This is a genomic window from Vibrio sp. 10N.286.45.E10 (genome assembly GCF_002874195.2).
Taxonomy (GTDB): Bacteria; Pseudomonadota; Gammaproteobacteria; order Enterobacterales; family Vibrionaceae; genus Vibrio; species Vibrio crassostreae.
Genome location: NZ_MCWD02000001.1, coordinates 2,252,523 through 2,270,042 on the forward strand (window position 1 = coordinate 2,252,523; position 17,520 = coordinate 2,270,042).

At 44.9% G+C, this 17,520-nt stretch carries 19 protein-coding genes and 1 pseudogene; 12 read left to right on the forward strand and 8 right to left on the reverse strand.

Annotation, left to right across the window (positions count from 1 at the left end; translation table 11 throughout):
• Window positions 1–4: 4 nt before the first annotated feature.
• The 3 genes from dapE to BCU34_RS09910 are packed head-to-tail and all read left to right on the forward strand — an operon-like array spanning window position 5 to window position 2,079.
• Window positions 5–1,141 carry a succinyl-diaminopimelate desuccinylase gene (gene dapE / locus BCU34_RS09900; protein WP_102432035.1) on the forward strand — a complete coding sequence of 379 codons (1,137 nt, stop codon included), beginning with the start codon at window positions 5–7 and terminating at the stop codon, window positions 1,139–1,141.
• Between the two features lie 45 nt (window positions 1,142–1,186).
• Window positions 1,187–1,861, forward strand: a complete 675-nt coding sequence (locus BCU34_RS09905) for a M15 family metallopeptidase (protein WP_102479004.1) — start codon at window positions 1,187–1,189, stop codon at window positions 1,859–1,861.
• Window positions 1,862–1,869: 8 nt separating this feature from the next.
• On the forward strand, window positions 1,870–2,079 hold the full coding sequence (locus tag BCU34_RS09910) for a DUF2897 family protein (RefSeq protein WP_019821638.1): 210 nt from the start codon (window positions 1,870–1,872) through the stop codon (window positions 2,077–2,079).
• Window positions 2,080–2,223: 144 nt separating this feature from the next.
• Here BCU34_RS09910 and bamC read toward each other — a convergent pair whose 3' ends face one another.
• Entirely contained in the window at window positions 2,224–3,270 is a 1,047-nt protein-coding gene (gene bamC, locus BCU34_RS09915) for an outer membrane protein assembly factor BamC (protein WP_102432037.1), read from the reverse strand.
• A 48-nt stretch (window positions 3,271–3,318) separates the two neighbouring features.
• Complete coding sequence (gene dapA / locus BCU34_RS09920; RefSeq protein ID WP_017632493.1) at window positions 3,319–4,197, reverse strand: 4-hydroxy-tetrahydrodipicolinate synthase; 879 nt, start codon at window positions 4,195–4,197, stop codon at window positions 3,319–3,321.
• A 374-nt stretch (window positions 4,198–4,571) separates the two neighbouring features.
• Here dapA and BCU34_RS09925 point away from each other — a divergent pair, with 374 nt between their 5' ends.
• Both BCU34_RS09925 and bcp read left to right on the forward strand, forming a co-directional pair.
• Entirely contained in the window at window positions 4,572–5,114 is a 543-nt protein-coding gene (locus BCU34_RS09925) for a glycine cleavage system protein R (protein ID WP_102479005.1), read from the forward strand.
• Between the two features lie 12 nt (window positions 5,115–5,126).
• A complete protein-coding gene (bcp, locus tag BCU34_RS09930; protein WP_055319543.1) occupies window positions 5,127–5,597 on the forward strand; it encodes a thioredoxin-dependent thiol peroxidase in 471 nt (156 codons plus the stop codon).
• Between the two features lie 136 nt (window positions 5,598–5,733).
• Here the strand turns inward: bcp and BCU34_RS09935 are convergent, their stop codons facing one another.
• Both BCU34_RS09935 and BCU34_RS09940 read right to left on the reverse strand, forming a co-directional pair.
• Window positions 5,734–6,810: an AI-2E family transporter gene (locus BCU34_RS09935; protein WP_055319544.1), complete on the reverse strand. Its 1,077-nt coding sequence runs from the start codon at window positions 6,808–6,810 to the stop codon at window positions 5,734–5,736.
• The gene (locus BCU34_RS09940; protein ID WP_004734311.1) at window positions 6,803–7,042 is read right to left on the reverse strand and encodes a sulfurtransferase TusA family protein; all 240 of its coding nucleotides are present in this window, start codon (window positions 7,040–7,042) and stop codon (window positions 6,803–6,805) included. The genes BCU34_RS09935 and BCU34_RS09940 overlap by 8 nt, the downstream gene beginning before the upstream one ends.
• A 178-nt stretch (window positions 7,043–7,220) precedes the next feature.
• Here BCU34_RS09940 and BCU34_RS09945 point away from each other — a divergent pair, with 178 nt between their 5' ends.
• The 4 genes from BCU34_RS09945 (at window position 7,221) to BCU34_RS09960 (ending at window position 10,182) form a co-directional block, all read left to right on the forward strand.
• The gene (locus BCU34_RS09945) at window positions 7,221–8,675 is read left to right on the forward strand and encodes a tetratricopeptide repeat protein (RefSeq protein WP_102479006.1); all 1,455 of its coding nucleotides are present in this window, start codon (window positions 7,221–7,223) and stop codon (window positions 8,673–8,675) included.
• Window positions 8,676–8,797: 122 nt separating this feature from the next.
• Window positions 8,798–9,148, forward strand: a complete 351-nt coding sequence (gene arsC / locus BCU34_RS09950; RefSeq protein ID WP_102479007.1) for an arsenate reductase (glutaredoxin) — start codon at window positions 8,798–8,800, stop codon at window positions 9,146–9,148.
• A 6-nt stretch (window positions 9,149–9,154) separates the two neighbouring features.
• A complete protein-coding gene (gene wrbA / locus BCU34_RS09955; protein WP_102479008.1) occupies window positions 9,155–9,748 on the forward strand; it encodes an NAD(P)H:quinone oxidoreductase in 594 nt (197 codons plus the stop codon).
• Window positions 9,745–10,182, forward strand: coding sequence for a DUF2069 domain-containing protein (locus BCU34_RS09960; RefSeq protein WP_048661239.1), 438 nt, complete (start codon window positions 9,745–9,747; stop codon window positions 10,180–10,182). Before wrbA ends, BCU34_RS09960 begins: the two co-directional genes overlap by 4 nt.
• Before the next feature lie 110 nt (window positions 10,183–10,292).
• Here BCU34_RS09960 and BCU34_RS09965 read toward each other — a convergent pair whose 3' ends face one another.
• Window positions 10,293–11,543, reverse strand: coding sequence for a DUF2066 domain-containing protein (locus tag BCU34_RS09965; protein ID WP_102479009.1), 1,251 nt, complete (start codon window positions 11,541–11,543; stop codon window positions 10,293–10,295).
• A 277-nt stretch (window positions 11,544–11,820) separates the two neighbouring features.
• On the opposite strand from BCU34_RS09965, the gene BCU34_RS09970 reads away from it, so the two are divergent.
• Window positions 11,821–13,059 (forward strand): uracil-xanthine permease family protein, encoded by a 1,239-nt coding sequence (locus tag BCU34_RS09970; protein ID WP_048661237.1) that lies wholly within the window; start codon window positions 11,821–11,823, stop codon window positions 13,057–13,059.
• Between the two features lie 141 nt (window positions 13,060–13,200).
• Here BCU34_RS09970 and upp read toward each other — a convergent pair whose 3' ends face one another.
• Window positions 13,201–13,827, reverse strand: a complete 627-nt coding sequence (gene upp / locus BCU34_RS09975; protein WP_017060716.1) for a uracil phosphoribosyltransferase — start codon at window positions 13,825–13,827, stop codon at window positions 13,201–13,203.
• Window positions 13,828–13,996: 169 nt separating this feature from the next.
• Here upp and purM point away from each other — a divergent pair, with 169 nt between their 5' ends.
• Together purM and purN are read left to right on the forward strand one after the other, a co-directional pair.
• Complete coding sequence (gene purM, locus BCU34_RS09980) at window positions 13,997–15,037, forward strand: phosphoribosylformylglycinamidine cyclo-ligase (protein WP_008222945.1); 1,041 nt, start codon at window positions 13,997–13,999, stop codon at window positions 15,035–15,037.
• Between the two features lie 120 nt (window positions 15,038–15,157).
• Window positions 15,158–15,844, forward strand: a complete 687-nt coding sequence (gene purN, locus BCU34_RS09985) for a phosphoribosylglycinamide formyltransferase (protein ID WP_102479010.1) — start codon at window positions 15,158–15,160, stop codon at window positions 15,842–15,844.
• Between the two features lie 100 nt (window positions 15,845–15,944).
• Here the strand turns inward: purN and BCU34_RS09990 are convergent, their stop codons facing one another.
• Window positions 15,945–16,790, reverse strand: a complete 846-nt coding sequence (locus BCU34_RS09990) for a class II glutamine amidotransferase (RefSeq protein ID WP_102479011.1) — start codon at window positions 16,788–16,790, stop codon at window positions 15,945–15,947.
• A 67-nt stretch (window positions 16,791–16,857) separates the two neighbouring features.
• Window positions 16,858–17,432: pseudogene (gene lpcA, locus BCU34_RS09995) on the reverse strand (D-sedoheptulose 7-phosphate isomerase).
• Between the last annotated feature and the right edge of the window lie 88 nt (window positions 17,433–17,520).

Below are 17,520 nucleotides of genomic sequence, written 5' to 3' on the forward strand. Positions count from 1 at the left end.
AAGGATGACAGATAGCCCAACTTTGGCTCTGGCAAAAGACCTAATCAGCCGTCAATCGGTAACACCAGAAGATGCAGGTTGCCAAGAGCTGATGATTAATCGCTTAAAAGCGCTCGGTTTTGAAATCGAAGTAATGGTATTTGAAGATACGACGAACTTTTGGGCTCGTCGTGGTACCGAGGCGCCTCTGTTTGCCTTTGCTGGCCATACAGATGTTGTCCCTGCAGGCCCAATTGAACAGTGGGACACTAAGCCATTCGAACCGACTATCGTAGACGGTTTCCTACACGGACGCGGCGCGGCGGACATGAAAGGCTCTCTGGCTTCAATGATTGTTGCAGTCGAGCAGTTCATTGCGGAGCATCCAGACCACACAGGTTCAATCGGTTTCCTTATCACATCGGATGAAGAAGGCCCGTTCATCAACGGTACCGTACGTGTTGTTGAAGCACTGATGGAGCGCGGTGAGAACATCGACATGTGTATTGTTGGTGAACCATCAAGCACTGAGTTCGTAGGCGATGTTGTGAAGAACGGCCGTCGTGGCTCTATCACAGGCGATCTAACGATTAAAGGTACACAAGGTCATGTTGCCTACCCTCACCTAGCGAACAACCCAGTACACAGCTCTCTGCTTGCTATCAACGAGTTGGCAACAACTGAGTGGGACAAGGGTAATGATTACTTCCCACCAACAAGCTTCCAGATTCCAAATGTAAGTGCAGGTACTGGCGCGTCAAACGTGATCCCTGGTGAGTTTAATGTTCAGTTTAACCTGCGTTTTAGTACCGAGTTAAGCAACGACATCATCGTTGAGCGAATCACAACAACACTCGATAAGTATGATTTCGAATACGATCTTAAGTGGACATTCAATGGCGACCCGTTCCTAACGGACGCAGGTTCACTGCTTGATGCTATTGTTGATGCAGTAGGTTACGTGAATGATGTTAAACCAGCACTACTAACGACTGGCGGTACGTCTGATGGCCGCTTCATTGCGCGCATGGGCGGACAAGTCGTTGAACTAGGCCCTGTGAACGCGACGATTCACAAAGTTAACGAATGCGTGAAAGTAGCTGATTTAGAAAAGCTAACTGACATGTACGAAAGAACATTAGTGAACCTGTTCGCTAAATAGTCTTTCATCAGCGATTCATAGCATCTAATTATTGAGAGACTCGTTATGACACCAGAGCAGCTTACCGGACAATCAGATTCTCATCTAGAACCTAGCCTGATCGGTACCAAGACCTTCTTGGTTCACAGTGAGGTTAAGAATGACCTAAACAATTTGATTGAAGCTGCTCAACTCGCTGGTTTTAAAATGGAGATTGCCAGTGGCTTTCGCGACTATGAAAGACAATCTTTGATTTGGAACCGTAAGTTTTCTGGCGAAGCTCTGATATTAGATTCAGAGAGCCAACCACTTGATGCTTCAACACTGACTGAACATCAAAAGTTGTCGGCTATCTTGAGATGGTCTGCGCTTCCCGGTGCGAGTCGTCACCATTGGGGGTGTGACTTCGATGTCTTTGCTCGTAACCTCTTACCTGAAAGCACACAGCTGCAATTAGAACCATGGGAATACCTTACCGGCCACCAGCAAGCGTTTTACCAATGGCTATCGGTTCATGCTGAACAATTTGGGTTCTTCTTCCCTTACAGTCAAGACCTGGGTGGTGTGGCGATAGAACCTTGGCATATTAGCCATCGTAACGTTTCGGAGTCGTGTTTATCACAGTTATCTCCCACTTTACTTGGCAAGCAACTCCAATCTAAGCCAATATTAGGGTATGAGATTATTATGGAGCAGCTAGACGAGATCTACGCACGCTTCGTAGCGAATATCAATCATTAGGAGCGCTTATGTTGGAGTGGCTTACAAACCCTTGGGTTATCATCATCATCGTGGTTAGCGTCGTGGTGGGTAACATCGCAGCTCTTAAACAGACTGCCAATATGGATCTGACAGGTCGTGGTAAAACAGAGCGAGATTTAGATAAACTCAATCGCTTGGATAAACTTAACCAAGAGAAAGCTGAAAAAGAAGAATCCAAAGACAACAAAGACGCATAGCTTTTTACTTTGGGTATCCACTTGATTAACTAATAGTCTGATAACAAAGAACAAAAAAAAGAGGACACAATGTGTCCTCTTTTTTATTGGCTTTAGCTAATCACAGAGCTGATTGAAACCAGCTCTGTGATTGCTTAAGTGCTACTACTCAGCTTTCGCTTCTTTGTCATCTTTGGTCTGGTCAGCAATATGCGCTAGTACCGGAACCATTGACTTAAGCAGCTCTTCCTCTACTGGCTTACCTGATGCATCCGTTACGTTAATCGACGTACGGTTACCAAGGTCACCAAATAGGAAGTTGTAAGTGCCTGGCGCTAAATCGATAGGCTGTAGGCCAATTTCTTCCCAGAACTCATCATCTGGTGCGGCGTACTTAGCTTTCACTGTACCTTGAGACTGGTTGCGCTCTTCAAGCTCAAAGCCCATAGCAGGCAACAAGTTTGGCAGACGCTGCCAGAATACATTGTATGGTGTACGAGCAATAATCACAGGGAAACCACTACGGTCAGCACCCATTGAGATCGGAATACGCTTCACCAACTCTTGTGCTTTCAAAGCTGCTTCAGCACGAAGGTTTTCATCGTACTTAGCCATCACTAAGTTAGTTAAGAACGCGTTGTAACGCTCTTTATTGGTTGCCGTTACTGGCTTCTCTTCAGTACCTTCACGCCAATCAATAAGGTTAATCTTAAAGCCATGACGGTTGTTCGCTTGGAAACGAGAGATAGAGTAGCGGCTGCCAAGCTCTACGTCTTCATCTTCAGAAACCCAAGTTACCCAATCAGTCTCAATCTCATTCTCGGATTGCTCACGAATACCAATACCACGTTGAGCTAGCATATCTACTGCTGTTTGCCACACTCTGTCTGCCTCTTCAGCACGAAGAAGCCATAGTGTCACTTCACCATTTTGACGCTCAGCGCGAGCACCCGGGATCAATTCAAGAACCTGTTGCGGTGGGCGAATATCAACTTCACGACCTGTACCACCACTGAACTCACCGCTTGGGATGTCAAAATTTGGGTAGAACTGAGGCTGAGCATCTTCAGGCAACTGCCATTGTGAAAACTCAGGTGTTTCTAAGTATTCGAAATCATCTTTGGCTTGGCGACGTTGAGTCGGGCTGCCAGAACATGCTGTAAGAACGAAAACAGCCAGTGACCCAATCACTAGCTGGTGAGAATACTTCATTTATACTCCTAAATGCCGAAAGTTCGCTTCGGCATCACTTCATACGTTTTAGTAAATGCACGCTTCAGTCATTGCTTGAGCAACAACAGGTTGAGCTGGTTCTGACAGTTCAGTCAGCGGTAGACGTAAGCCACCTTCAGCGATCAGACCCATTTTATGAACCGCCCATTTTACGGGAATAGGGTTAGATTCAACGAACAAATTCTTATGTAGAGGCATCAAACGCTCATTGATCGCTTCTGCTTCTTCAAACTTACCTTCTTTTGCTAGCTTGAACATGGTTGCCATATCAGCGGCTGCAACATTATTCGTTACAGAGATCACGCCATCGCCACCACGCTTAACAAATTCTAGACCTGTTAAGTCATCACCACTTAGTAAGATAAAGTCTTCGCCACAAAGTTCACGGTGAATTGCAATTCTGTCGAGATCACCCGTCGCATCTTTAAGTGCAACGATGTTTTCGATCTCAGCAAGGCGAGCAACCGTTTCTGGCAACAAGTCTACAGCAGTACGACCAGGAACATTGTATAGGATTTGTGGAACGTCACTGACTTCAGCAATCGCTTTGTAGTGTTGGTACAAACCCTCTTGAGTCGGTTTGTTGTAGTAAGGCGTTACGCTCAGACAGCCTGCAATACCAGAACCATTCAACAAACGGCTGAATAGAACAGATTCGTGAGTTGCATTTGCACCTGTACCAGCGATAACGGGAATACGACCATCAGCAAATTCAACGATCTTGTTGACGACTTTGACATGCTCTTCAATTGTGAGTGTTGAAGACTCACCTGTTGTGCCAACCGCAACCAGACCATCACTACCTGCAGCAACATGGTGATCAACCAACTTTTTAAGGCTGTCGAAATCCACTTCGCCATCTGCGTTAAATGGCGTAACTAGCGCAACGATACTTCCTGAAAACATGTCTATCTCCCTTAATTTATTCTTTTTGCATGTTACTGTAAGCCAATCAATAAACACAAGACATTAAAGTGGCTTACCGGCAACATCTGCATTAAATATTGTCGTATGTTTGAGGTAAAACGACTTCTAACAGCGTTCTACCTAGAATTTGGGTAACCTGCGCTCAATCTAGCGGATAGCACCTAACTGGATGTCAGTAACAAGTAAGCTGTGCTCTCATCACTCTATCTCGTTTTTTAACGCACCTGACATTCTTATCATTGGTTACATGTTAGAAGCAAGGTGGCTCATAAAAAGCCCCTTACGCACGCTTATTCCACAAGCTAACTGTGCTAACATGCATGAATCAATGGAATATAAAGAGACGTGATTTTATGACTCAACATCTAGTAATCACAGCTGTGGGCACTGATCGCCCAGGTGTATGCAACCAAGTGGTTCATTTAGTCACCCAATCAGGCTGTAACATTATTGATAGCCGTATCGCTCTGTTTGGCGAAGAATTTACGCTTATCATGCTACTGTCTGGAAAGGCAAATAACATTACCCGCGTTGAAACCACCCTGCCCTTGCTTGGCCAAGAGCACGACTTGATTACGATTATGAAGCGAACCTCGCCTCATGATGTTATTGAGAACTCCTACACGCTGGAAGTTTTCGTTGAGTCAGACGACAAACTCGGCCTGACCGAGCAATTCACTCAGTTCTTCGCAAACCGCAATATCGGCCTCGACTCGCTTAGCGCGCAGACCATCAATAAGTCCAAGGTTCAGCTCGATAACGACCAATTCCATATCTCTATTACCGCTTCTGTGCAATCAGAATGTAATTTGATGCAGCTACAAGAAGAATTCAATTCGCTGTGTCAGAGCCTATCAGTCCAAGGCTCGCTCAACTTTATCAAAAACAGTCTTTAAAAAGGAAATGTCATGAATACGCTAACGGCTGGTGTTCCAGCACCTGCTTTTTCTCTTCCAGATCAAGATGGCAATATCGTATCTCTTGGTGACTTCAAAGGTAAAAAAGTACTTTTCTACTTTTACCCAAAAGCAATGACTCCGGGTTGTATTGTGCAAGCTGAAGGCCTGCGTGATATCAAAGCACAGCTTGATGACCTAAATGTGGTTGTTTTAGGTGTAAGTGTTGACCCTGTAAAACGCCTACCAAACTTCGTTGCGAAGAAATCTCTAAACTTCACACTGCTGTCTGACGAAGACCACAGCGTTGCTGAGCAGTTTGGCGTTTGGGGCGAGAAAAAATTCATGGGCAAAATCTACGACGGCCTGCACCGTATTAGCTTCCTAATTGACGAAGAAGGTCAGATTGAGCACGTCTTCAACAAGTTCAAGACTAAGACGCACCACGAAGTGGTTCTAGATTACTTCAATCAAGAAGCTTAAGGTCGATTTGAGTGAGCTAATAACTTAGATTCACCACTCACTAAGCCAAGAGCAGCACTCATTTAGCTAATAATTAAGCTAAGAGCAAAAAGGCCGAACATCATGGATATTCGGCCTTTTTCTATAACAAGATCAATTAATTTTGATGTTCGGGGTCATCGTCTAATGCGTGGCTCGGTAAGGCATTCCAAACCGCTTTAACTAGCGTTGCTAGCGGGATAGCAAAGAACACACCCCAGAATCCCCACAATCCACCAAACACTAACACGGCAACAATAATTGCGACTGGGTGCAGGTTTACCGCTTCAGAGAAAAGAACCGGAACCAGTACGTTACCATCTAACGCTTGGATAATACCGTAAGCGAGAAGCAGCCAATAAAACTGAGGCTCTAATCCCCACTGGAACAGACCAACAATCGCCACAGGAACGGTCACAGCTGCCGCACCGATATAAGGAATCAGTACCGAGAAGCCAACCGCTACAGCCAATAATACTGAATAACGAAGATCCAGAATTGCGAAGGTTACGTAACTCACGCCGCCTACGATTAGAATTTCTAACACTTTACCGCGGATGTAGTTAGAGATTTGCTGGTTCATCTCTTCCCATACTTTAGTCGCTAAACGACGATTTCGAGGAAGTACACCGCTGGCCATTCTGATCATTTCTTCTTTGTCTTTTAACAAGAAGAAGATAAGCAATGGTACGAGAATCAAGTAAACCGCCAAGGTCGCTAAACTCACAAGAGAAGCAAGTGAGCCTTTGACAACACTTTCACCAAAACCTAACGCTTTGTTCTTGGCATTAGACATAATGGACTCAACGATCTGCAAGTTGGCAAGTTCAGGGTAGCGTTCAGGAATAGTCGCGATGAAGTTTTGTAAGCTGCCATACATACTTGGGATATCATTGATTAGGTTACCCACTTGTTCCCAAATGGTTGGTACCAAGCCAAAGATCGCAAGTAGCATCACGCTAAAGAACATCATGATAACCAGCATCACCGAAGGGGTTCTTGGAACACCGAGTCTTTGAAGTTGGGTAACAGGCCACTCAAGCAAGTAAGCCAACACAATGGCCACTAATAATGGCGCAATGAGGTGACCAAAGAAGTATATGGTAATAAAGCCGAATAGAATGATGGCAACCAAACTGACAGCATGGGGATCAGAGAAACGTCGTTTATACCAACGATTGACCATTTCAAGCATCTGACTGCAATTCCTTTTTAGTGACGAGGAGATGATAGTAATTAGAGCAAACCTCAGTGATGACGTCATAGGCTTGCTTAGACAAAAAAGTAACAATATCTTTCATCGAGCTGTTATCAGAGACATAAATTGACAATGATTGCCCGACTTCTAACTTTACACTGTGACGCTTGGCTAATAATAGTGCCATTGGACAGCGCTCTTGGCGTAAATCTAGAATATTAGGTGTCATTCTTGAGCTCGATGCTTATTATAAGGGTCGTATTGTAATCTGTTTTTGAAAACGCGCCATCATTCATTCATCTTCCTTCATGATAGCGCACGCACTTGGCAAAGGTTAAATCAGATAAAGAACCAATTTGCATTGCACTTGTCTTACTGTCAGAAGAAACGGAGTATTACTGACTAATATGTTTAAACGCGCTCGCTCAATTGCTTGCTTATGCATCGCAGCTACATTAAGCACCCCAACGTTGGCGAATACCAATAGTTTGGAGCTACCCGATATCGGTACCGCTGCTGGCGGCACACTCTCTATCGACCAAGAGCTTATCTATGGTGATGCCTACATGCGTATCATCAGAAGCAGCCAGCCTATCGTAAACGACCCAGTTTTAAACTTATATATTGATACGCTTGGTCATCGTCTGGTCGCTAACGCAAATGATGTAAAGACGCCTTTCCAGTTCTTTATGATCCGTGACCGCAACATCAACGCCTTTGCTTTCTTTGGTGGCTATGTTGCTTTGCATTCAGGTCTATTCCTGCATGCACAATCTGAAAGTGAATTGGCTTCAGTATTAGCGCACGAAATCGCGCACGTTACCCAACGTCACTTAGCACGTAGCATGGAAGATCAAGCTCGCCGTTCTCCAGCAACCATTGCTGCACTTGCGGCTTCTGTATTACTGGCGATTGCAGCTCCTGAAGCGGGCATTGCAGCCCTAACGGCAACGACAGCGGGTAATATGCAAAGCCAGATCAACTACACACGTAGTAATGAAAAAGAAGCTGACCGCTTTGGTATCAACACGCTTGCGAAAGCTGGCTTTGATGTGAATGCAATGCCACGCTTCTTTGGCCGCTTAGCCGATGAATACCGCTATGCGAGCACACCACCTCCAATGCTACTGACTCACCCATTACCAGAAGACCGAATTACAGATTCACGTGCTCGTGCTCGTAGTTACCCGCCACTGAAACTAGCTCCGTCTTTGGACTACCATCTTGCAAGAGCCCGCATTGTTGCGCGCTATGCTGGCATTAATAACGATGCTGCTCTTGATTGGTTTGAGCGTCAGCTGAAGAAAGCCCCTAAAGCCTTGGTTCCATCGTTAAAGTATGGGCAAGCGCTGGTTTACCTAGATTCTAAAAAATTAGACAAAGCAGAGCCAATTCTGAACAAACTGATTAACAGCGACCCGACCAACCTGTTTTATCTAGATGCTATTTCCGATCTGCACATCGAGAAGAAACAGCCTGAGATTGCGATTAAAGAACTTAAGTCGGCACTGGTTCGTCAGCCAAACAACCCAGTTCTGACCATCAACTACGCCAATGCACTAATTGAAAATGAAAATCTACAAGAAGCAGTTCGCGTATTGCAGCGTTACACGCACGATAACCCGAATGACACCAATGGCTGGCACCTACTTTCAAAAGTAAATACGAGCCTTGGTAATAGCGACGAAGAACTGGCTGCTCGTGCAGAAATTTTGGCACTACAAGCCAACTGGAACAAAGCGATTCAGTACTACACGCAGGCGAGCCAAATCGCAGAACTAGGCAGCCTAAAACAAGCACGCTACGACGCTCGAATTGATCAACTAATGATTCAACGAGAGCGCTTCTTGTCGCTACAATAATATATTTACTGGTAACCGCTCGTTGCAAGAATAAAAAGAAAGCTCAACGTTACACAAAAAAGAAGTCGCCTCTGGTGGCTTCAGCTAAACAATTAAATCAAAAATAATAATGAGGAAGAACCATGTCTGTCGTGATTTATCATAATCCACGTTGCTCAAAGAGCCGTCAAACTCTCGAATTGCTTGAAACAAACGGTGTACAACCTGAAGTTATCAAGTACCTAGACACGCCTTTAACTGTCGAGCAGCTAAAAGTGCTTTTCACTCAACTGGGTTTTGACAATGTTCGCGACATGATGCGTACCAAAGAAGCGGACTACAAAGAAGCAAACTTGGATGATGCATCAGTAACTGATGAAGATCTTTTCTCAGCAATGGCAACAAATCCAAAACTGTTCGAGCGCCCTGTGGTTGTTGCGAACAACAAAGCAAAGATTGGTCGTCCACCAGAGCAAGTATTAGAGATTCTGTAATCCGATATGAGCATTAACATTCTTGTTCTTTATTATAGTCGCCACGGCAACACACAAGCTTTAGCAAGACAGATTGCACGAGGGGTGGAGTCCATCCCTGAGTGTGAAGCTATGCTGAGAACAGTGAACGACGTGTATACCGTAGAAGAGCAGCCTGATGCGCGTCATCAACCAACCGACCCTATTGCAACATTACAAGAGTTACGCTCTTGTGATGGTTTAGCGCTAGGCAGTCCGGTTTGGTTTGGTAACATGGCCGGGCCGATGAAGCACTTTTGGGATAGCACGACGTCACTGTGGATCAATGGCGATCTCATCGATAAGCCAGCTTGTGTATTCACTTCTTCTTCATCACTGCATGGTGGTCAAGAGACGACACAACAAAGCATGATGTTGCCCCTGCTGCATCATGGCATGTTAGTCGTGGGCATCCCCTACTCAGAACCTGCGCTGCACACCACTCAAACCGGTGGTACGCCTTATGGTGCAAGCAGCACAGGCGAAAGTGCTTCATTAAGCAAAGAAGAAATTGAGTTGGCGCAGAACCTAGGTAAACGCCTCGCGCGCATTGCTATGAATCAGAAAGGAATCTCTCAATGATGTACATGTCAGAGAAGGCGATGTCTCCTAAGACTAAGCTATTCCGCTATCTCGCATTAGCAGGCAACCTATTGCTGTTAGGTTGGGTTGTGGCTTGGCAGATGACGCTTTCACCGCATCCTCATCTCAGTAATGTAACACTGGCAATTGCTTGGGCAATACCGCTGTTACTGCCATTACCAGGCATTTTAGCCGGTAAGCCTTATACGCACGCTTGGGCGAATTTCGTCCTGATGCTCTATTTCCTACACGCATTAACTATTTTGTATGTAGATGATGGTGAACGCTTGTTAGCGGCTGTAGAACTGCTTCTGACGACTCTTGGTTTCGCGGGCAATATCTTATTTACTCGCTTTAGGGCTAAAGAGTTAGGCATCAAGTTGAAGCGCCTTTCGGAAGTAGAAAAGAAAGAAAAAGCGAAATTCGAGCAATAATATTGATACGTTGCTCTTGAACACAGACACTAGATAAACAAAAAGCCCTGCAGGATTGCTCTTGCAGGGCTTTTTAATGTTTCATTTTAATCAGTCATGTCAGCAGACAATTATGAGCGAACCCACTCGTAGACCAAGCTTGGCTTAGCATGTACAGGCGCAGTATCAGCTGTGTTAGGTTCCTCTAGCGTTGCGTCAGGCGTGTTCGTTAGCTCAGTATCCTCAGATACCTCGTCGCCATTAATCACTTGTACGCCTGAGTCAGTTTCGTCACCAACGACTTCAGCAGCGTCTGTTGAATCATCGCCTACAGACATGGTGTTGTCTTGAGTTTCAAATTCAGGGCTCACTTCAGGCTCAATGTAAGATTCTTCAACCTTCGCAACTTGGCGAATACTTGCAACTTCTTGCTCAAACTCTTGTTGAGTCGACAATAAGTGAATTCGGAAAGTTACTTCGTTGTTCTGAATCTTCAGAATATCTAGGCTTGCCACCGAGTTGAGACGCTTAAGTGCGTTTTCCAACTGAAAGAAGTCTTGAGCATTATTCAGGCTAATAAACTGCGTTAAAATCGATTCTGATGACTCACTCGCTACCGTCACAGCACTTTTTCCTGCGTAGTAGTTACTGATTTGGTCGACTAACTTCTTAGAAGTCGTGGCACTGTTACCTGATAAAGAACCACTTACAGGCGATGTTGGTGCGCTCGTCAATTGACTTGGCTTTTGATCGTATAGAGTCCAACGTAGACCTGAAGATTGAGCCTTGATCACCAATACAGCATCAACAGGGTAACGCTGACTCGCTTTACTGATTGGCGTAACAAAGCTGCCCCACAAATCAGAAGTTGCAATACCCGTAATATCGTCAAAGTCACCCACAGGCAGCGTTAGAGGCAAACCGCGCTCTTTTGCGTTTGCTTGCAAGCCCGCTGCTAACTGCGAGTTAGAGTGTTCCCAGACGATATTCTTGTCGTAGTTGTCCTCTTCTACCAGCCAAACAAGGATGTTTGAACGCGTGTCAGGCCAGTACGGTAACTGTGCTTGAGTCAATAGCGAACGGATTTGAGCACCGTTAAAACGCATACGCAATGTTGATTGGTCATTGCTTTCACCAAAACTCATTTGAGACATGTACTGCGAACTCTTGCGCATCGCCTTTTGAATCGTCTCATTCGAAGCGACATCAGTTTGGCCGGTCGCACGTATCAATACCTGCTCCATACCTGTATTTCTTGCCACTTGTTCTGGCTGTTTGTCTTCAGCGTTAATCGCAACTTCAGCACTAAAAATATCTACTTGAGTTAAGGCATAACTCGGAGAGGCTAATAGTCCCATCAACAACAATGCTATGTAGCGCATACTGATCCTAATATTCAAATCTTGTGCCTAGATGATAAGCAACTATGGATTGAGGGGCAAGGTCGATAGCGCCCACTGTGTTTAATAACCACAAAATATCACCTGGCCATGATAAATCGCTCACTTATAAACTGAATTTCTAGGGCTTAGATGGATATAAAACATCATTAAGATAAATAAATTTGATCTATTTGGTGTGGCAATCGATTGCTAAGTGATAGAATCCCGCGAATTTTATTTTTCGCTTTTCATATAACGACCATTTTAAGGACATAACATGAAAAATGCTCTGCAAGGTGCGCAAATGCTGTTTGTAGCATTTGGTGCGCTTGTACTCGTGCCGCTACTAACAGGACTTGACCCCAACGTTGCACTCTTTGGCGCAGGTATTGGTACCCTTTTATTCCAACTTATTACACGCCGTTCAGTGCCAATCTTCTTAGCATCTTCTTTTGCATTCATCGCGCCTATCATGTTTGGTATTCAAACTTGGGGTGTCGGTGCAACCATGGGCGGCCTAATGGCGGCAGGTGTTGTGTATGTACTAATGGGCGCGTTAATTAAAGTTCGTGGCGTTGGCTTTATCCATAAACTGCTCCCACCAGTCGTTGTTGGCCCAGTAATTATGGTTATTGGTTTAGGTCTTGCACCTGTTGCAGTTAACATGGCGCTAGGTAAGACAGGCGACGGCGCGGTTCAACTTGTTGATGCAGACGCTGCACTGTGGATCTCTTCGATTTCACTGTTAGTGACGATTGTCATCAGTGTGTTCTCAAAAGGCTTCCTTAAGCTGCTGCCAATCTTCGGTGGTATTGTTGCGGGTTACATCACTAGCTTGGTATACGGCGCGGTAGACTTCACACCAGTAGCGCAAGCGTCTTGGTTAGCACTACCAAACTTCACAGCGCCAGAGTTCAACATCAACGCTATCTTCTTTATGGTGTTTGTCGCGATTGCACCTGCTGTTGAGCACGTAGGCGACATGCTTGCTATTTCTAATGTAACAGGCAAAGACTACCTTAAGAAACCAGGTTTACACCGCACTATTACTGGCGACGGCGTGGCAACCATTGCCGCTTCAATGCTGGGCGCGCCACCAAACACTACGTACAGTGAAGTAACAGGTGCAGTTATGCTGACCAAAGCATTCAACCCAGTGATCATGACTTGGGCTGCTGTAACAGCCATCGTTCTTGCATTGGTCGGTAAGCTAGGTGCACTACTTCAAACGATTCCGGTTCCTGTAATGGGCGGCATCATGATTCTACTGTTTGGCTCTATCGCAACCGTAGGTTTGAATACTCTAATTCAAAACAAAGTTGACCTACACAAATCACGCAACCTTGTGATTGTCGGCATTACTTTAGTCTTTGGTATTGGCGGCATGGCCTTTGGTATCGGTGATTTCAGCCTACAGGGCGTAAGCTTGTGCGGTATCGTGGCGATTCTACTTAACCTAGTGCTTCCAGAAGAGTTAGGTGACAACACTGTGGTAGACAAAGCTCAAATCGATTAATGAATCGGTAAGGCTAGATTCAAAAGAATCACAAACCAACAAGATCAAAAAAGGGAGAGCATTGAATGCTCTCCCTTTTTACTAATACGGCTAATTCAGCGAGTTAAGAAACGGTTTAGAGTCACTTAAGCTGAAACCGAATTACTTAGTACCGAAGATCTTATCACCAGCATCGCCAAGACCAGGAACAATGTAGCCCTTGTCGTTTAGCTTCTCATCGATTGCAGCGGTGTAAAGCTCAACGTCTGGGTGCGCTTTTTCTAGAGCAGCGATACCTTCAGGAGCAGCAACAAGCACAAGAATCTTAAAGTGCTTACAACCTTTCTCTTTCATTAGGTCGATAGTCGCGATCATAGAACCACCTGTCGCAAGCATTGGGTCTACCACTAGAGCAATACGCTCGTCGATGTTAGATGCAAGCTTGTTGAAGTATGGTACCGGCTCAAGTGTTTCTTCGTCACGGTAAATACCAACAACGCTGATACGTGCACTTGGGATGTGCTCAAGAACGCCGTCCATCATGCCTAGACCAGCACGTAGGATTGGCACTACCGTTACTTTTTTACCTTTAATTTGGTCAACTTCTACTGGACCGTTCCAACCGTTAATCGTCACACGCTCAGTTTCAAAGTCTGATGTCGCTTCGTATGTTAGAAGGCTACCCACTTCTGTCGCTAGCTCACGAAAACGCTTAGTGCTAATCTCACCTTCACGCATCAGGCCAATTTTATGTTTTACTAGCGGGTGTTTCACTTCAACAACTTTCATTTCCAACTCCGGCAATATTTAAACAAACCTGTAGATTATACACGAACTCTAAGGTTATTTCAGAATCTTTATTCTAATAAAAAAAACCGCGCAAACGTTTGCTCTTGGTAATCAAGCCCTGTTAGAATAGCGCCGTTTTCACATCCAACTTAAGTTCGAGGACTATCCCGTGAGTGGTAATACTTCTTCTCTAAGCTACAAAGACGCTGGTGTTGATATCGACGCAGGTAATGCACTAGTAGACCGTATTAAAGGTGCTGTTAAACGCACTCGTCGCCCTGAAGTAATGGGCGGTATTGGTGGCTTTGGCGCCCTATGTGAACTTCCAACGAAATACAAAGAGCCGGTACTTGTTTCAGGTACTGATGGTGTTGGTACTAAACTTCGCCTTGCTTTGGATCTGAAAAAACACGACACCATTGGTATCGACCTAGTGGCAATGTGTGTGAACGACCTAATCGTTCAAGGTGGTGAGCCGCTATTCTTCCTAGACTACTACGCAACAGGTAAGCTAGATGTAGATACAGCAGCAGACGTTGTTTCTGGTATCGCTGAAGGTTGTGTTCAAGCTGGTTGTGCACTAATCGGTGGTGAAACGGCTGAAATGCCAGGCATGTACGAAGGCGACGACTACGACGTAGCTGGTTTCTGTGTTGGTGTTGTAGAAAAAGCTGACATCATTGACGGCACTAAAGTAGCAGCAGGCGACGCACTTATCGCTGTTGGTTCAAGTGGTCCACACTCAAACGGTTACTCTTTAATTCGTAAAGTTCTAGAAGTTTCTGGTGCTGATAAGAGTGAAGAACTAGAAGGTCGCACTATCGGTGAGCACCTACTAGAACCTACTAAGATTTACATCAAATCGGCACTTAAGATGATTGCTGAGCATGACATTCATGCTATCTCGCACATCACAGGTGGTGGTTTCTGGGAAAATATCCCACGCGTACTTCCTGAAGGCACTAAAGCAGTCATTGATGGCAAGAGCTGGGAATGGCCAGCTATCTTCAACTGGCTACAAGAGAAAGGTAACGTGGAAACATTTGAAATGTACCGCACTTTCAACTGTGGTGTAGGCCTAGTTGTTGCTCTACCTAAAGATCAAGCAGACGCTGCTGTTGAACTACTGAAAGCAGAAGGCGAAAACGCTTGGGTTATCGGTGAGATCGCAAACGCTGAAGCTGGCGAAGAGCAAGTAGAAATCAAATAAGTGATACGCTCACTTACTTAGTTAATCAATGAGGACCTAATGGTCCTCATTTTGCTATTTAGCCCGCAGAAAACCTTAGTTTATGTAGGTACATTGTAAACAGTCCAGTTAACCAATCGCATGACCCACTCTATGAAGAACAGCCATTCTATGAATAACAGTCACTCTAAGAAAAACATCGTCGTTTTAGTCTCAGGAAGCGGAAGTAACTTGCAGGCAATTTTGGATGCCTGTGAGAGCCACACGATTGATGCCTCTGTTAAGGCCGTTTTCTCAAACAAAGCAGAGGCTTTTGGTCTAGAGAGAGCAAAGTCAGCAGGTGTTGACGCTCATTCGGTGAATCCAAAAGAATTTAATTCGCGTGAAGAATTTGATCATGAATTGATGGTTCAGATCGATGCTTACCAACCCGACCTGATTGTACTCGCTGGCTATATGCGCATTCTGAGTTCAGAGTTTGTTCGTCATTACGCGGGTAAAATGATCAATATCCACCCTTCTCTGTTACCTAAGTATCCGGGGCTGCACACCCACCAGCGTGCTATTGATGCTCAGGACAAAGAGCATGGCACCAGCGTCCACTTTGTTACCGAAGAGCTCGATGGTGGTCCTGTAATCTTACAAGCTAAGGTTCCTGTATTTGAAGATGATGATGCTGACATGCTGGCAAGCCGAGTGCTTACTCAAGAACACTGCATTTATCCTCTGGTCTGCAAGTGGTTCGCGGAAGATCGTTTATCAATGGCAAACGGACAAGCTATCTTAGACAGCAAGGCATTGGGCAAACACGGTTACGCAGAAGAGTGATTCGTTAAAACTAAACCAAATAAAAAGGCCGCTTACTGATTCATTAGTTCAGTAAGCGGCCTTTCTTTTATGCGTTTCAAATTAATACTATTCGGAATACTTAGCTCAATGGCTCAGTTGGTGCTTGGCTTGCAACCTTTTTAGGTGCGTAAGCAACATCTTCCAACGCTTTATGGTTATTACCAATCAGCTCACCAAAATGAAACAGTGCGTATTCGCCTGGCTTCATTCTAAACCACTCTTCATTGTCAGTTAGAGGCTGAGTCGCCACTACCGTAACCACATCATTAGGCGTGGTCTCTTCTTGAAAGTTAATCTCAACATCTTCATCAATCAGACTCGCATTACCAAAAGGTGCACGTCTTGTTATCCAGTACAAGTGATTCGTACAATAGGTCATCACATACTCACCATCACTGAGTAGCATGTTAAAGACACCTTTCTCACGCAACTGGTCACAACATTCCGCGACAAAGCGAAACATACCTTCCATGTCTTGTGGTGGTTCAGGGAAACGATCTTCTAGCTGTTTCACTAACCAACAAAAAGAAAGTTCACTGTCCGTCTCGCCGACAGGTCTGAAACGACCACTAACCAGATCATCGTAATCCGTTAATTGGCCATTATGAGCGAAGGTCCAGTATCGTCCCCATAGCTCACGGGTAAATGGGTGAGTATTTTCTAGATTAACGCCACCACGATTGGCTTGACGGATATGACTGACAACAGCTTGGCTTTTAATTGGGTAGTTTTGAACTAACTCAGCAATCTTTGATTCACAGCTAGGGTTAGGATCTTTGAACGTTCGAAAGCCCTTCCCTTCATAAAAGGTGATTCCCCAACCATCACGATGTGGTCCGGTATTACCTCCACGCTGCATCAGGCCGGTGAAACTAAAACAAATATCAGTTGGCACATTCGCGCTCATACCGAGCAATTCACACATGGTTTAATCTACTCCCTTTTAAAACCAATGGAGCCACAAACCTGGGCTCCAAATGTCTGTAAAACTATTATTCCATTTCTTTTTCAACAAGCTGAATCACAATATGAATGATCTTAATGTGAATCTCTTGGATACGGTCTGCGTAACCAAAATGTGGCACTCGGATTTCGATATCAGCGCAACCCGCCATTTTACCGCCATCTTTACCCGTCAATGCAATCGTCTTCATGCCTTTAGCTTGAGCAGCTTCAATCGCTTTCAAAATGTTGGCAGAGTTACCTGAAGTCGACAGACCGAACAACACATCACCTTTACGACCTACCGCTTCTACATAACGAGAAAATACGTGGTCGTAGCCAAAATCATTACTCACGCAAGACAGGTGGCTTGGATCTGAAATCGCAATACCAGCGTAACCTGGACGGTTTTCACGGTATCGGCCAGTAAGCTCTTCTGCGAAGTGCATTGCATCACAGTGTGAACCACCGTTACCACAAGAAAGCACTTTGCCCTCTTGCTTGAATGAGTCAGCAATCAGTTTTGCCGCCGCTTCAATTTGAGCGATGTTATGGTCATCACTCAGAACTTATTCAGAACGTCAGCAGCTTCGTTCAATTCACTTTTGATTAGGTCATGGTACATAAGGCTTATCTCTTATATTTTTTTACGCAACTTAAAGTACGTGAAATGAGAGCTGAGGGTTTTCCCCTCTTTTACCTGAGTTTACCCA